At 69.4% G+C, this 14,735-nt stretch carries 12 protein-coding genes and 1 pseudogene; 6 read left to right on the top strand and 7 right to left on the bottom strand.

Translation table 11 applies throughout. From position 1 onward, the window contains the following. The first annotated feature begins 14 nt into the window (after positions 1-14). Positions 15-1,460 carry a PucR family transcriptional regulator gene (locus tag JFN87_RS18860; protein WP_209341478.1) on the top strand — a complete coding sequence of 482 codons (1,446 nt, stop codon included), beginning with the start codon at positions 15-17 and terminating at the stop codon, positions 1,458-1,460. Positions 1,461-1,548: 88 nt separating this feature from the next. On the opposite strand, the gene JFN87_RS18855 is transcribed toward JFN87_RS18860, so the two are convergent. Both JFN87_RS18855 and bla read right to left on the bottom strand, forming a co-directional pair. Continuing rightward, positions 1,549-2,112 carry a GNAT family N-acetyltransferase gene (locus JFN87_RS18855; protein ID WP_209341477.1) on the bottom strand — a complete coding sequence of 188 codons (564 nt, stop codon included), beginning with the start codon at positions 2,110-2,112 and terminating at the stop codon, positions 1,549-1,551. A 44-nt stretch (positions 2,113-2,156) separates the two neighbouring features. Further along, positions 2,157-3,092, bottom strand: a complete 936-nt coding sequence (bla, locus tag JFN87_RS18850) for a class A beta-lactamase (protein WP_209341475.1) — start codon at positions 3,090-3,092, stop codon at positions 2,157-2,159. Positions 3,093-3,174: 82 nt separating this feature from the next. Here bla and JFN87_RS18845 point away from each other — a divergent pair, with 82 nt between their 5' ends. Next, entirely contained in the window at positions 3,175-4,245 is a 1,071-nt protein-coding gene (locus JFN87_RS18845; RefSeq protein ID WP_307865508.1) for a LysR family transcriptional regulator, read from the top strand. Beyond that, positions 4,242-5,162, top strand: a complete 921-nt coding sequence (locus JFN87_RS18840; protein ID WP_209341471.1) for a serine hydrolase — start codon at positions 4,242-4,244, stop codon at positions 5,160-5,162. Before JFN87_RS18845 ends, JFN87_RS18840 begins: the two co-directional genes overlap by 4 nt. Positions 5,163-5,184: 22 nt before the next feature. Here JFN87_RS18840 and JFN87_RS18835 read toward each other — a convergent pair whose 3' ends face one another. Next, positions 5,185-6,408, bottom strand: a complete 1,224-nt coding sequence (locus JFN87_RS18835) for a GDSL-type esterase/lipase family protein (protein WP_209341469.1) — start codon at positions 6,406-6,408, stop codon at positions 5,185-5,187. A gap of 122 nt (positions 6,409-6,530) precedes the next feature. Between JFN87_RS18835 and htpX the strand changes: the two genes are divergently transcribed. Both htpX and pspAB read left to right on the top strand, forming a co-directional pair. Further along, entirely contained in the window at positions 6,531-7,436 is a 906-nt protein-coding gene (gene htpX, locus JFN87_RS18830; protein WP_209341467.1) for a zinc metalloprotease HtpX, read from the top strand. Positions 7,437-7,498: 62 nt separating this feature from the next. Further along, positions 7,499-8,101 carry a PspA-associated protein PspAB gene (pspAB, locus tag JFN87_RS18825; protein ID WP_209341513.1) on the top strand — a complete coding sequence of 201 codons (603 nt, stop codon included), beginning with the start codon at positions 7,499-7,501 and terminating at the stop codon, positions 8,099-8,101. Between the two features lie 272 nt (positions 8,102-8,373). Here pspAB and JFN87_RS18820 read toward each other — a convergent pair whose 3' ends face one another. Further along, on the bottom strand, positions 8,374-8,601 hold the full coding sequence (locus JFN87_RS18820; protein ID WP_209341465.1) for a hypothetical protein: 228 nt from the start codon (positions 8,599-8,601) through the stop codon (positions 8,374-8,376). Positions 8,602-8,864: 263 nt separating this feature from the next. Here JFN87_RS18820 and JFN87_RS18815 point away from each other — a divergent pair, with 263 nt between their 5' ends. Next, positions 8,865-9,122 carry a GntR family transcriptional regulator gene (locus JFN87_RS18815; protein ID WP_209341463.1) on the top strand — a complete coding sequence of 86 codons (258 nt, stop codon included), beginning with the start codon at positions 8,865-8,867 and terminating at the stop codon, positions 9,120-9,122. A 229-nt stretch (positions 9,123-9,351) separates the two neighbouring features. On the opposite strand, the pseudogene JFN87_RS18810 reads toward JFN87_RS18815, so the two are convergent. From JFN87_RS18810 to JFN87_RS18795, 3 genes and pseudogenes are all read right to left on the bottom strand, one after another. Continuing rightward, a pseudogene (locus JFN87_RS18810) lies at positions 9,352-10,962 on the bottom strand (ISAzo13 family transposase). A gap of 318 nt (positions 10,963-11,280) precedes the next feature. Further along, complete coding sequence (locus JFN87_RS18800; RefSeq protein ID WP_209341458.1) at positions 11,281-11,679, bottom strand: hypothetical protein; 399 nt, start codon at positions 11,677-11,679, stop codon at positions 11,281-11,283. Continuing rightward, positions 11,673-14,561, bottom strand: a complete 2,889-nt coding sequence (locus JFN87_RS18795; RefSeq protein WP_245180316.1) for an RHS repeat-associated core domain-containing protein — start codon at positions 14,559-14,561, stop codon at positions 11,673-11,675. The genes JFN87_RS18800 and JFN87_RS18795 overlap by 7 nt, the downstream gene beginning before the upstream one ends. Between the last annotated feature and the right edge of the window lie 174 nt (positions 14,562-14,735).

The raw sequence follows: 14,735 nt of genomic DNA, 5'->3' as shown, positions 1-14,735 counted from the left end.
TTACCGTGTCCGTCATGGGAGAGGCGCCGCGCGGTATCGACGCAGGCACGTATCCCCGTCCCGGCGCGGCACGTGCCGAGGACGCACTCGCGCTGGTGAGAGTCGCGGGCAGCGCCCGGCCCGTGGGGGCGCTCCTCGAATGGCTGGCGCGGCGCACCGGCGGCACGGCCGCGGTGGTGACAGGCGAAGGAGCCGTCGTCGCGGCCGCTCCCCGCGGTCCGGCGCAGGACGCCGTCGCCGCGGTCGGGGACCTGTACCGGCGCGGCATGCCGTCCGGGGTCACCGGCGCGGACCGGCGGCGGACCGTGCACATGGCGGCCGTGGGGAGCGGCGCGTACCTCGTGCTCGACGGAAACGACGGCTGCCGGCACGGCACGCTGCTCGCCGACGCGGCGCCCCTCGTGGAGCTGGCGCTGCGGTCCGACGAGTGCGCGCGTGACCGCAGGCGCATGGCGGACGTACGGGCGCACGGGCGCGAGGCGGTGCTGCACCTGCTCGTCGCCGGCAGTGTGACGCTGGCGCACCGCGTCGCCGGTGCGATGGGGGACATCCTGCCCGGGCCCCTGCGCGTGTGCGTGGTGGAGTCGGCAGGACTCGACCGCGCCGCGGCCGGCGAGCGCCTCGAGCGCTCGGCCGGGGGAGTGGCATGGGTCGTGCCGTGCCCGGTGCGCTCGCGCCACCTCATCGCCCTGGTGCCCGCGGACGTCTGCGGCTGGGAGGACGCGGTGCTCGACGAGATACCCGGGTGCCGGATAGGGGTGAGCGCCGACGTGCCGCTGCGGGACACGGCGCTCGGCTACGAGCAGGCCTTCCACGCGCTCGCGGTCGCCCGGCGTGCGCCCGGCCGGTGGTCGCGCTTCGGCCGCCACGACGGGCTCGCGCCGCTGCTGGGCAGCGAGGGGGCGCGCTGGGCCGCGGAGCTGCTGCGGCCCGTCCTCGCCCACGAACCCGGCAGGCGCTCCGACCCGGGCCCCGAGGAGCTGCTGGCCACGCTCGCCTCCTGGCTGACCTTCGGCGCGGGCGCCGTCCAGCACCTGAAGATCCACCGCAACACGCTGACCGCGCGACTGCGGCTCGTCCAGGAACTCCTCGAACTCGACCTCATCAGCGGCGTCGGGCCGCGGTCGGCGGTGTGGCTCGCGCTCCGGCTGCGCGTCCCGCACATTCCGTCCGCGTCAGGCCGCCCCGCCGACCTGGACGCGCTGCTCGCCGCGCCCGCGACGCTGACGTGGGCCCGCGCCCGCGTCGACCCGCTCGCCCCCGCGTGCCTCGACGCGGTGCGGGCCTGGCTGCGCGCCGACACCCGGCTCGCCGCGGGCGCCGCGTCGCTCGGCCTCTCACCGCCCGGCCTGCGCAAACGCCTGGTGCGCGCGGAGGAGGCCACCGGCAGGTCCCTGCTGGACGCGCCGAGCGCGACGTACGAACTCTGGCTGGCGCTCACGGCGCTCGGCCTGCTGTGAGCGGAAGCGGCACGCTCGCTGTGCGGAACGAAACCCGCGGGCGCGGTCGCTGTGCGGGACAGACCTCGCCCTGGTCCGAGGCGCTCCTCTACTGTCCATCTGGCACGGCCGCGACGCGGCCGACCCGGCCACGCCGCCACGCCCACGGGGGAGCCGTGGCGGCCTGGCCGGGACCCCCGGCCGCCCGGGACATGACGACGTCGATCGGGTCCTGGGACTCCACGGCGAATCCGTGGCGCTCGTACAGCCTGCGGGCGGCACTGCCCCGCAGGACGATCAGCCCGACGTCCACGCCCTGGGCGTCCGTCCGTTCCAGCACCGCGCGCAGGACGGAGGAGCCCAGCCCGCGGCCCTGCTGCCCCGGAGCGAGGTAGAAGTGCTCCAGCCAGTGCCTGCCCTCGGCGGGCCTGACCGTCACGCATCCGGCGAGCGTGCGCCCCACCATGATGATCGACGTGTGCCGCATGGAGAAGGAGTCACGCAGCCGCTGCCTCACCCGGTGCTCGTCGTAGCGCCCCAGGCGTTCGAGGTCCGCGCGCATCACCTCGGCCTTCAACTCCGCGATCACCTCGACGTCCTCCGCCACCGCGGAACGCAACCGCCATCCCGGTCCTTCGCCCGCCGCCCGTGCCGTTGCCGGTTCGCCATCCATGGCCGGAGTATCGCAAGCGGCTGACAACCGGGCGCGCCCGGCTGTCAGCCGTCGAGCGCGGACAGCGCCGTCCTGGTCGCGTCGGCGATGAGCGCGTCGCCGGACGGCGCGTTCGCCGTGCCGCGGTCCGTCAGGACGCTGATGACGACCGGGCCGCGCCCCGGCGGCCAGGCGACCGCGATGTCGTTGCGCGTCCCGTAGCCGCCGCTGCCCGTCTTGTCGCCGACCTTCCAGCCGGCGGGCACCCCCGCCCTGATGTAGTCGGTGCCGGTCGTGTTGTGCACCATCCAGTTCCTGAGCAGCCTCTGCCGGTCCGCGGGCAGCGCGTCGCCGAGCAGGAAGGCGCGCAGGTCCGTGCCGAGCGCGCGCGCCGTGCTGGTGTCGCGGGTGTCACCCGGTGTGGCGTCGTTCAGCGACGGCTCCGTCCTGTCCACGTGCGTCGTCGCGTCGCCCATCGTGCGCAGGGCGCTCTCCAGCGCGTCCGGGCCGCCGAGTTGGGCCACCATCAGGTTCTCGGCGGTGTTGTCGCTGTATTCGAGCGCGGCGGTGATGACCGCGCGCAGCGTCATGCCGTGCGCGACGTGTTTCGAGGTGATCGGCGAGTAACTCACCAGATCCGACGTGCGGTACGTGATGACGTGGTCGAGTCGTGCGTCGCTCGTCCGCCTGAGCAGGACGCCGGCGGCGAGCGCCTTGATCGTGGAGCAGTGCGCGAACCGCCGGTCGGCCTGGTAGCTCACCGACCTGCCGGTCCTCGTGTCGAGTACGTACAGGCCGACGTGGGCGTGGTAGCGCTTCTCCAGCGCTGCCACGGAACGGTCGAGCGCCGCGGGCGAGGCGCTCGCGGACACGGCGGCGGCCGAGGCGGACGGCGACGTGCCTGACGAGTCGGTGGAGGCGGAGGAGCACCCTGCCAGCAGTGCGGAGGTGGTGGCGAGCACGGCGGCGGGCACGGCGATCCGGAGTTTCGCGAGGTACATGCTCGGCAGCCTGGTGGCGCCGATCGATGCGGTCAAAGACCCGCGTGGCCGTATTCATGCCGTTTCCGCATACGATCGGGTCGTGGACCTGATAGCCGCCTGCCGCGTCTTCGTGCGCGTGGGGGAGTACGGGAGCGTGACGCTCGGAGCCTCCGCCGCGCGCGTCCCCCAGTCCGTCGCGAGCCGGCGCATCGCCGCACTTGAGGGCCACTTCGGCGCGCGCCTCTTCGACAGGTCCACGCGGCGCGTGGCGCTCACCGCGTTCGGCCGGGCGATGCTCCCGTCCGCGAAACGGCTCGTCCGGCTGGCCGATGCCATGGAGTTGCACGCCGAGCAGGTGAAACTGCGCCCGCTCGGCGTGGCCGTACCGGCCACCTGCTCCACGATGCGTCTCGCGGAACTCGACGCGGCGGCACGCCGCGAGGGGGCAGCGCTCGACTTCACGGCGGCGGGGCCCGGCGAGCGCGCGGAGCTGCTGAGGTCCCTCGACGTCAGGGTCGCCCTTCTCGCCGTGCCGCCGGCGGAGGCGGACTGGACCGTGCCGCTCGGCGTCGCCTCGGCGCCCGGCGCGCCGCCCGCGGGACACGCGGCGTCCGGCCAGGACGGGCCACTGCGCCTCGAAACGCTGCGCCCCGGCAGGACACGAGCCGCCCGGCACCTCTGGCTCCAGCCCGAGGACGACGTGCCGCACGTGCGCGGCCGCCTGGAGCAGCTCGGCCACCGTGCGGCGCTGCTGCCCGCCCAGATCGCGGTCGCCTCGTCGGGGCCGGGGGCCGTGGCCGCCGTGCTGTGCGGACGGGACGACCTGCTGGTCTGCTCGGAGCAGCAGGCGCGGGACTGGGAGATGGGGTGGCGCAGGATCGCCGGCGACCCCGCCGCACGCGGCTACGCCGCGTCGGCAACCGCCACGCACGGCGCCGGGACGGCCGCCGGCTCCGCGGACACCGAACGGTTCACGGGGGTGCTGCGGGAGCACGTCGCACGGGCGCTCGGTGCGCCGCACGCGGGAGCCGCTGCCCAGGGCCATGCGGCCGCCTCACCGGGCCACACGGCAGTCTCCGCGGACCGTGCGGACGGTGGCCGCTCTGCCGGGCCGCGCCCGGCCGGGGCCCCGCAGGCCCGTCAGGCCAGTCGTGGCAGGGAGCAGCCGTGAACAGCGTCCGGCTGGTGGCCGAGTTGAGGGGCGTACTCGCCGACGCCGGGCTCGCGGGCTCGTTCCTCGTCCGCGACCTGGCGACCGGCGAGCAGGTCGGGATCGACGCCGACCGCGTGCTCCCCGTCGCATCCCTGGTGAAGCTGCCGCTCGCGCTGGCCGTGCTCCAGCGGCGGCACGCCGGTCTGCTCGACGGGGCGGCCGAGATCGACGTGAGGCCGGCCGGCGAACGCGCGTCCGCCGGCCGGCCGGCCTCGGGCCCCGTGGGGCTGAGCCGCTTCCGCCACCCCGCACGGATCGCGGTCGACGACCTGCTGTACCTCAGCGTCTCGATGAGCGACAACGCGGCGGCCGACGCGCTGTTCGGCCTCGTGCCACCGCGGGACGTGCACGGCGCCCTGCGCCACGCGGGCATCGAGGGCATCGCCGTACGGCACCGCATGCGGGACGTCTCCGAAGCCGCGGCAGCCAACCTCACCCCGCGCAGTACAGGGCTGGCCCACGCCCTGGCGATCGGGGCCGGCACACCCGGGCAGGGGCATCAGCTGGCGCAGCTGGACGTGAGCCGCGCCAACGCCGGCTCCGCGCGGGCGTTCGCCGACCTGCTGCACGAGTTGTGGCGGCCCTCCCGCGTACCGCCCGAGGTGGCCGAGCGCCTGCGCCTGCTCATGCGCGAGAACGTGTTCAGGCAGCGGCTGGCCCCCGACTTCGCGTCCGACGCGGAGACCTGGTCATCGAAGACGGGGACGCTGCTGAACCTGCGCCACGAGGTCGGCGTCGTCGAGCACGACGACGGCGACACGCTCGCCGTGGCCGCGCTCACCGAGTCACGCGTCCCCGCGGCTGCGCAGCCGGCCGCGGAGGCGGCCATGGCGCAGGTGGCCCGTGCACTCCACGACCACCTGCGCGGCGGGTAGAGCCGCTGGGGGCAGTGGCTCCTCAGGTCCGGCGTGCGGCCAGCGGCCCCTCGGGGCCCAGGGCCAGCGCCGCGAAGCGCTCGCCGATGCGGCGGTGCGTAACCGCGTCCGGATGCAGCTGGTCGGGCAGCGGCAGTTCGGCGAAGTCCGCCTCGCCGTACAGTTCACGGCCGTCGAGGTAGTGCAGGTTCGGGTCGTCGGCCGCACGCTCGCGCACGATGCGGGCCAGTTCCTCCCGGATGACGTTGAGCGTCAGCTTCCCCGCCCCCACCTCGGCCGGGTCGCCCAGGGCGCGGAACTGGAGCTGCCCGTCCTTCATGTTCTCAAGATCGGGGGCGCACGGCCCCGGCGTGTCCTCGTGGATGGGGCACAGCAGGGCCGAGACGACCAGCAGCGGCGTGGTGGGATGGCCCTCGCGAATGGTGTCGAGGAAGCCGTGCACCGCCGGGCCGAACGCCCGCAGCCGCATGAGGTCGGCGTTGACGACGTTGATGCCGATCTTGAGGCTGATCAGGTCGGCGGGGGTGTCGCGCACCGCTCTGGCGGTGAACGGGTCGAGCAGGGCGCTGCCGCCGAACCCCAGGTTCGTCAGTTCCACGCCGGCGATCGAGGCGGCCAGCGCGGGCCATGTGGTGCTGGGGCTGTCGGCGTTGGAGCCGTGGCTGATGGAGCTTCCGTGGTGCAGCCACCTCGTACGGCCGCTGTCCGCGACCGGCTCGACGGGGGCGTCGGTGCGCAGCGCGACCAGCTCGGTGATCTCGGTGTGCGGGAGCCAGATCGCGACCTCCTTGTCGCGGGCGGGCAGGCCGGTGAAGCGGACCGTGCCGACCGGCCCCTGCTGGGCCTGAGTGGTCCCCGCGGACATGTCGATCAGCAGCACGTTGCCGCCGGTCACGCTCGCCTGCGCGGTCAGCCGGCCGTCCACGAGCAGGTCGTAGCGACCGTCGGGCCGGGGCGGGACGCCCACGTACGCGTTCTTGGTGCGCAGGGCGTCCAGCTCGATGGCGGTGGCGCCGGTGCGGAAGACCAGTCGCACGCCGGAGGGCTGGGCCTCCGCCATCGCCAGCTGGCCGTCGCTGTTCTGTGCGCGTGCCGAGGCCGGCAGCCGGTGCGGGAGCAGACCTCTCTCCCTCTGTTCGAGATCGAGCGCGCCGCGCAGGAGATCGGCGGTGATGGGGGTGGTGATCAGGTCCCCCGCCCCCTGAGTTGCAGGGGCGTCGGGGACGTCGTCGAGCCTGTCGTTCATGGCGGAAGTCTGCCGGTCGGACGGGCGAACCGCACACCCGTTATTCATATCCTCCGCTTATCACGTTCGGACGGGGAAAGGAGCAAGATGTAGGCGGGAGCGTGAAACGACGGAGGCGTTCGATGACACAGACCCGCTACAAGCAGGACCGCGGACTGACCACCCGCATGGTGACCTCCATGTTCCTGATCGGCCTGCTCTACGTCGTGCTGGTGGGCGTGCTGCTCGTCGCACTGGGCAAGTTCTGGCCGATCATCCTGGTACTCGCCGGGGTGCTCTTCGTCGTGCAGTTCTGGTTCAGCGACAAGATCGCCGCCTTCGGCATGGGCGCGCACGAGGTCACCCAGGAACAGGCGCCCGCCCTGCACGGCGCCGTCGACCGGATCTGCGCGCTCGCCGACATGCCCAAGCCCAAGGTGGCCATCGCCCGCAGCGACATCCCGAACGCCTTCGCCACCGGCAGGAACGAGCGCACCGCCCTGGTCTGCGTCACCACGGGCATGCTGCGCAGGCTGGAGCCGGAGGAGCTGGAGGGCGTGCTCGCGCACGAGATGTCGCACGTCGCGCACCGCGACGTCGCCGTGATGACGATCGCCTCGTTCCTCGGGGTGCTGGCCGGGGTGATCACCCGGATCGCGCTCTACAGTGGGCTGTCGAGGAGCGCGCGCAACGCGGGCCCCGCCGGGCTGGCGATCCTGCTGGTACCGGTGGTCAGCGCCGTGGTCTACGTGATCGGCTTCCTGCTGACGCGGCTGCTCTCGCGCTACCGCGAGCTGTCCGCCGACCGCACGGCCGCACAGCTCACCGGCCGCCCCTCGGCGCTCGCCTCCGCGCTGACGAAGGTGAGCGGCCAGATGGCGCGGATCCCGACGGAGGACCTGCGTAGGGCCGAGCCGTACAACGCCTTCTACTTCGTGCCCGCGTTCTCCTCGAAGCAGAGCATCGGCCGGCTGTTCTCCTCGCACCCGACGCTGGAACAGCGGCTCGAGCAGCTCGCCCGCATCTCCGTCGAACTCGGCCGCCCGTGACCGCGTACGCATCGGGCGTTCGAGGCCGCCGGCCACATCCTCACAGGGAGGGGGTGGCCCGAGTGGGCCTCCTCGACACCATCCTCGGCCGGAGCAAACCGGTCCGCCCCGATCTCGACCAGCTCTTCGCCGTCCCGTCCGCCGCGCTGACCCTCAAGGCAGGGGCCGGCTATACGCCCACGGGCCTGGGCTCGGTCTGCTTCGCGGCCGTCGAGGGCGGCGGATTCGCAAGGATCAAGCAGGACGTCGAGGACCTGCTGAACGCGTACGCCGACTCCGGCACGGACGCCGGCCGGGGCCGCCACCCCGTGGAGTTCAGCCAGGACTCGTACGGCTACACCTGGCTGCTCGCGCGCCGGCCGCCCGACGACACGGCCGCCCTGGTCAACGATCTGCACGCGGTCAACACCCTGCTGCAGGAGGGCGGGTTCGGCCCGCAGCTGCTGTGCTCGCTGGTCGGCTTCCGCGACGCCGACGAGCGGCCGCTCGCGCTCGTGTACCTCTACAAGCGCGGCAGCTTCTACCCGATGTGTATACGACCTGACCAGCAAAAACGTGACTCGGCCGCAGAGCTCCAGGTCGCTGCGCTGCTCAAGAATGATCTTCGCATTGAGTCTGACCTGAACCGCTGGTTCCCGCTCTACGACGCACCCGGGATGGTGTGACTGTGCTGCCTGAGCACGTCTTGAAGCTGATCAGAGACTCCGGACTCAGTCCTGAGCAGTTACGAGAAGCCGTGAGCATGGTCAGACCCGGCGCAGTCGAACCGCCCCCGGTTGTTCGGGAACGAAGCCCGCTGGTGTGGCGTAATGCCGTGCCATACGAGGGCACGGCCAAGGTGACGATTAAAGGCCCCGCTGTAGGCGCTGAGCGCCACTAGAGGGCATGACTGAACCCCCGACCGATGGTGCGTGGTCGGGGGCGTAAGGGGGGGGCGTCAGTCTTCCAGGCCAAGCCTCTGTGCTCTGCTAGCAGCGATGGCAAGCGTTTCGGTCAGCGACTCGCGGAGCCTGCGGACCAGGAACAGCAGCTCGCCCCTGGTGAGGTCGTCTGAGCGCCCCAGCATGTCGACGGCAACGCCGTGCACCACGTGCGCGGAGCGGATCTGCCGTGCCTCGATAGCGTCTGCCATTTGCGCCAGCGCTCCGTCGCTGTCTGCTGCCACGTACGCCGGCTTTTCCTCCGGACCATCCCAAGGGAGTCGGCGGAGACTGCCGATCGGGCGGGGAAGCGGTGCGCTGATAGGTTCGGTCATGTTCTCGTCTCCAGTCAGATGAGAGCCGCGCCCCGGGGCCGTTCACGCGGTCGCCGGGGTCTTGCATGGGTAGCCGAGTAGCTACCCACCGCGTACACGTTACGCCTTGTATCGCTTCGTCTCTAGACGTATCTCAAGATGCTGAGTCGTAGGCCCCTACCTACGGTCGGACCATGGACGCAGATGCCCTGATTGATCCGGACGCACCGTTGACGCCCTACCGTCAGTTGGTCGAGATCTTGACCGCCCGCATCCAACGCGGGGACTGGCAGCCTGGACGCCCTATCCCCTCCGAAGCTCAGCTTGTGCAGGAGTACGGGATCGCACGTTCAACGGTGCGCCGTGGGATCGCGGCATTGGTTGAGGATGGGTGGGTATTCACCGTGCCGCAGCGGGGCTCTTACGTCTCCGATCCTCTGCCGAACAAGTAGGCACAACGCCGAGAGGCCCGCAGGAGCGGGCCTCACACGGTCGAGTTGGCTTCAGGGAGACACGTCCCCAGGCGCGCTCACAACAGGTGTGCGAACGGGTTGGGTGCCTTTGCGGGTGTGGGTGTTGTGGCCTCACGCTTCGCAGGGGCAGACTCACGGCCTGCCCTAATCGGAATGACCGGCGCGACCAGGGGCCTGCCGATCAATAATTGCTGGATCTGGGTGAGGACTATAGGGGTGTGGGGTTGTGTCCGGCGATCGCGGCGAGTTGTTGTGCTGTGGTCACGGTGAGGGCGCCGGCCTGGATCGTGTGGCCGAGCGCGGTGAGCGCGGGCGCGACCTCGCGGAGGGTCGCGCCGATTCGACTCTTGGCCAGGCCGGTCGCCTCGGCAAGTGGCGCCTGGGCCATGGACCAGCGCTTCGCGAGAAGGAAGACGACAAGCTGGTCGGAGACGGAGAGCCATCTGCCGCCGGCGCCCGGGCCGCCGTCGGGGCGTTTCCCGGGCAGGAAGATCGGCGGGTGCTCGGCACACCAGGTGCGGTAGCGGACGGCGAGATCGTCAAAGGCGGCGGGCTCAAGTCCGGTGACGCTGGGATGCCGCAGCCAGGCCGGGAGCTTGTCCCCGGCCGGAAAGCGTCCGAACTCGGTTGTGGCAAGGGGCGGTTCGAGGGCGAGCGGTTCAGGGGGCATCGTGTAGTTCCACGTACCGTGCCACTCGTGCGGTGTCAGGGGCAGGCGTTCCATGACGGTGTCGGGGACGGTGACGCCGGTTGGGTAGGCACCGGGGTCGAGCTCGGCGTGCACGGACAGACCACTGCGTGTCGTGGTCGCTCCGATGGTGCTGGCGACAACTTCGTGGCTGGTCAGGGGTCTGCCACGCCAGTTGATGCTGATCTGGGAGAACAGCCGGTGCTCTATCTTGTTCCACTTCGATGTTCCCGGCGGAAAGTGACAGGCAGTCACCTCGATTCCTGTCTCGTAGGCGAAATCGGCGAGTTCCTTCTTCCAGGCGCGCACACGGTAGCCGTTGGAGCCTCCGGCGTCGGCGGTGACCAGCAGGCGGGAAGCGTGCGGGTATCGGCGGCGCCCCTCACCGTTCCACCAGCGTCGCAAAGTGGCCACCGCGAAAGCGGATGTGTCCCCGTCGCAGCCCACCGACACCCAGCCTGCGTCCGCGCCGATGTCGTAGATCCCGTACGGCACGGCGGGGAAGTCGTGTGCGCGGACCTGCACCGGCTGCCCGGCGCGATGCCACTCACGTCCGACGACCGCGTAGTTGCCCAGCGTCTCCTTCTTCTTGGCATCCACGCTGATGACCGGCTGCCCGTCGGCGAGGTACGCCGTGACCTGGTCGTTGATGTAGCGGAACTGGGCGTCCCGGTCCGGATGCCGGGCCCCCTCGGTCGTCCTGGAGGTGCCCTGCAGGGAGAAGCCCTCCGCCTTCAACAGCGCGGCCACCGTGTCCGAGCCGACCCGGTGTCCCTGACGTGTCAGCTCGGCCGCCAGATTCCGGGTGGACTTCACCGTCCACAGCAGCGGGGATTCCGGGTCGCCGCGCTGGTCCGGCTCGACCAGCGCCAGCAACGCGGGCACCAGCCCCGGATCGGCCTCCCGCAAAGACTTCCGCCCGGCGCCCGGCGCCCGGCGCGCGGACCCGGCCGACGGGCTCCTCCGCGTGCTCCAGCTCCCGCTTCCCGCGCGACACCGTGGACTCCGCCACCCCGGCCGCTCCGGCCACCATGCGGATCCCGCCATGGCCCAGCACACGGGCCGCGGCGCCCAGCGTCAGCCGCTGCTGGCGCTCATCGAGATGCGGCAGCAACAGCCGAACACATCCACCAACCCTACCTTCGTCCCCTCCGACACCCTTGCATCCTACGACCCAACAGCCCACGAAAAGCGCAGAGTTATTGATCGGCAGGCCCCTAGCGATGACCCGCCGCTGTTCGGAGCCACCGTCCGCTGACGTTGCCGTCAACTACTGCCGTCACTCCATGCAGAAGCCCCGCCAGGACACACCTGACGGGGCTTCCACTTTGCAGTTCGGAATTACGCGGGAAGGTCGACATCCCCCAGTGGAACGACGCCCTCACGCCGCATGCGGGAAACTGGCGAGATCCCCGAATAGAACCTCGCCCTTCTGCAGACACCAGGAAGCTATTTGCCTTCCGCGCTCAGCAAGATCTGAACCTTTGACGGAAATTGTGGATCATCCACCATTACCGAGCAGATCACGGAGTCACGGAACCCCGAAAATTGCATCCGGACATAATCGTTCGCATCATGCAATACGAGCCATCCGGACGAACATGGCAGCGACGCCTCGAACAGTTTCGCAGGAAGCACCGTAGGGGGAGCTGACTTCCACACCTCACATTCGACCGGACCATCGACGCCGGCCTGAACGCTGAAGATGAGTGAACTACCCTCTCGATACCAGCTGCTAGACGTCGGATCCCAGTCGCTGACGTCATCGTCACTTCCTGCATCCTGCAAGATCAGGCATCCGTGCTCGATTTTTGCGAGGAATGCAACCGAGGGGCGACTAGCTACCATTCCTTCTTGCTCCTTGCCTGTGACAGTTGTGAGACGACCCCAGCCTGTCTTCTAGCGCAGGGCCAGCAGTGCGGATACGCCGTCTGGGGAGACCCGGGAGCGACGAGACTAGACGGCGGCTGGTGATCTGGAATCCAGTCACCGTACTTGGTGCCGGGCGTCGTGGCATCGCAAGTGTGACAGCCGTGCGCATTTCCGGATTCATTGATCAGATCTCGAACGCCATCGGCTTCAATGTCACCGTTCTCCAGGGCTACTCCCTCGCGGGCATTCGGACCAGCACCCAGCGTCAGATCGCACTTCTGACCTGGCGTTGCATTGTGAACGAGTACCGGAGTCTCGCCCGCCAGCACATAGTACGTGTGGATGCGGTCGACCGTGAGGTCGTAGGTGGTCGTGTAGCGTTGGTAGTTCCGTACCGCCAAGACCGTGGCGGTGGACCCGTCAGCCTGTCGAAGGCGGGTGCCCGGGGCGAGGTGGTCGGCGTCGGTCCAGCGGTGGTGTGTGGCGTCCCAGAAGGGGTGGTGCCAGGTTGTCGTGAGGACGGCGGCCTTGCCGTGGGTACCGGCTATCTTGACGTCGGTGAAGTCGTGGTCTGTCTTGGTGACGATGAGTCTGTCGACCTTTTCGGGCGCGGTCACCCCAGTCTGCGGGTCCGTGGCCTCGACCGTGTCGCCGGCTTTGAGCTTGCTGATGGGTTTTGTGGTGCCGTCAGCGAGTTGGACTGCTGTAGTTCCGACGAAGCTGTGTACGGGGCAGGTGGCTGCCCTGAGCACCTTGTCCGCTGCTCTTACGCTCTCTTCGGCGTCTTGGACTGCCGCTTCGGCCTTTTCGAATTGTCGCCAGACTTTATAGGCTTTATAGCCTACTTTAATGGCCTCGAATGCTTTGCCCCATGGAACGGCGTTGAGTGCCGTGTTGATACATCCCCATACGTCGCCCTTCGTGAAGCAGTTGACGGCGTCGGTAACTCCGACGAAGTCAGCGATGAGGTTGATGATCCTATGGGTGAAGCCTTCTTTCTGTTTCTTTGCGGCGGTGAGGACTGCGGTGGCCGAGGCCTTCTTTCTGGCTGCTGCTTGGGCTTCAGCATGCCGGGTGCTTGTGGTGTTTGAAACGCTCTTGCCGCTCGACGACGATCGTCCCGCTGAGCTACCGCCATGGGATGAGCCACCGCTGCCTGGGTGGCCTCTGTTGTCGTCCCACTTTCTGCCGTCGCTGCACATTCCGTTGGTGCCGCAATGGACCGAGCCTGAGTTATCCGGATCGACAGGCCCAGACTTGGCGATTCTGCCCGAGCCGTCGGCGTAGGGGATGCCGGACCCACAGCGATCCGGGGGGCACTCACCGGACGGATCGCTTTCCGTGGTGGGGTTGTTGTCCGCGTAGGCATACGCGTTCCACGATTCGGGGTCTGAGCTGTTCAGGACCGGGTCTACGGAGAGGAATCTTCCTGCAGAGGGGTCGTATTCCCGTGCTCCCAGGTTGGTCAGTCCGGTGGTGTCGTCTTGTTGGCCTCCGACGTACCCGCGGGTGCCGGTCCAGTCGTCGTTCGATGTGCGGACCGCGCCGAATGGGGTGTACTGGCGGCGGGATATGGCCTGGGTCTGGGAGTCGATCTCGAGGTCGCCGGTGCCTTGGCGGTCGGGTATGACGTAAGCGATCTTTCCGTCGGATGTCTCGGTGGCCACGACCTGGCCGGCGAGGGTGATGTAGCGGACTGCGGAGGCGGTGGTGTCTCCGTGCTTGAGGGTGACTTCTTCGTCCTGTGTGAACAGGACGGTGTCGCTGGGGCCACGCCGGATCAGGAGGTTGCCGTCGGCGTCGTAGACGTACTTGGTGTCGCCGCTGGTTCCGGTCGAGTTCAGCTCGGAGAGTTGGCCCGATGTGTCGTAGGTGAACGTGTCGGTGCCGGTTCGCGAGGTTCGGGTCCGCGTGTTGCCGTCGGCGTCGTAGGTGTATGTGGTGTCGGTGTTCTTCGTCGGGTCTGACGGGACCGTGGTGTTGGCGGAGGCCAGGCCGTGAGCGGGGCCCTTTCCTGCCACCTCGTCGGTATAGGTGGTGGTGGCGTCATTCGTGGTCACGCCGGTGAGATCGTGGTCGACCTGCTTGGCCCGGTCCCCTGTGTCGTTGTAGGTCCACGACTTCCAGTAGGCGGCTGGCCCGCCGACGCTGGAAGCCGAGGGAGAGCTCGCGCAGGCTGCGGTGGCCGATGTCCAGCCTGCGGAGAGCCTTTGTGCCCAGTCGTAGGTGAAGCACTGGGTGTCCGTGGTTCCGTCGTCGAGTTTGTCGGAGATGCGAGTGATGTTGCCGGACGGCTGGTAGGTGTAGCTCGTGTTGTCGGCAATTGCGTGGCCGGACTGCGTTTCCGTCAGGGAGCTCTTGAGGCGACGTGTCTGGTCGTCGTACTGGAGCGTCTGCTGGGCGAAGTTGCCGGAGGTGCCGTAGGTGAACTGCTGGGGCTCACCGAACTCCGTGTAGGTGAGTTTGTTGACGTAGCTCCAGCCTGGGCTGCCCGCGACGCTCGTTGGCTCGCCGAAGGTGTTGTAGCCGTAGAGCAGCGTCCGTTGGGGCAAGGAGCCGGCTGCCGTGTCAGTGAGTGTGTGCACCGTGCCGGTCAGGTTGTATGTCGACTGCTGGATGTAGGTGCCGGCGAGGCTTCCGTTGTCCGGGGTCGAGGGGATGACGAGTGATGTCGCCTGGGGCCAGCCGTGGGAGTCGTAGCCGAGGGTCTTCGAGACGTAGGCGGCGCCGGCCGAGTAGCTGGTGGAAGAGGTTGGCATCCCCTTCTTCAGCGTGTCGTACGTGTGGGAGGTGAGCTCGTTGCTGCTGGAGGGTGCTGCTCCGCCTGTCGTGTCGTACGTGGCGGTCGGGCGCCCCATTTCGTCATACGTGTGGGTGACCGTCTTACCGCGGGCGTCAGTGGTGGTTGAAGTTCCCCCCTGAACTTGGACAGCGGGTGCTTACGCTGCGGGGGCGAGGTTCTGCCTCAGAAGGGTTCTCGTTTCAAGTGGGGTGACGTATCCGTGGTCGGGGTGCCGGCGAAGCCGGCTGCG

Source organism: Streptomyces montanisoli (genome assembly GCF_017813245.1).
Classification (GTDB): Bacteria; Actinomycetota; Actinomycetes; order Streptomycetales; family Streptomycetaceae; genus Streptomyces; species Streptomyces montanisoli.
This window is presented reverse-complemented; position numbering and strand designations above follow the sequence as displayed.

Excerpts from the sequence above, each read along its gene's own strand:
- JFN87_RS18860 (WP_209341478.1), top strand. The coding sequence starts at position 15 with ATGGGAGAGGCGCCGCGCGGTATCGACGCAGGCACGTATCCCCGTCCC.
- JFN87_RS18815 (WP_209341463.1), top strand. The coding sequence starts at position 8,865 with ATGGACGCAGATGCCCTGATTGATCCGGACGCACCGTTGACGCCCTAC.
- JFN87_RS18795 (WP_245180316.1), bottom strand. The coding sequence starts at position 14,561 with ATGGGGCGCCCGACCGCCACGTACGACACGACAGGCGGAGCAGCACCC.
- JFN87_RS18855 (WP_209341477.1), bottom strand. The coding sequence starts at position 2,112 with ATGGATGGCGAACCGGCAACGGCACGGGCGGCGGGCGAAGGACCGGGA.
- JFN87_RS18835 (WP_209341469.1), bottom strand. The coding sequence starts at position 6,408 with ATGAACGACAGGCTCGACGACGTCCCCGACGCCCCTGCAACTCAGGGG.
- JFN87_RS18800 (WP_209341458.1), bottom strand. The coding sequence starts at position 11,679 with ATGGTAGCTAGTCGCCCCTCGGTTGCATTCCTCGCAAAAATCGAGCAC.
- bla (WP_209341475.1), bottom strand. The coding sequence starts at position 3,092 with ATGTACCTCGCGAAACTCCGGATCGCCGTGCCCGCCGCCGTGCTCGCC.
- htpX (WP_209341467.1), top strand. The coding sequence starts at position 6,531 with ATGACACAGACCCGCTACAAGCAGGACCGCGGACTGACCACCCGCATG.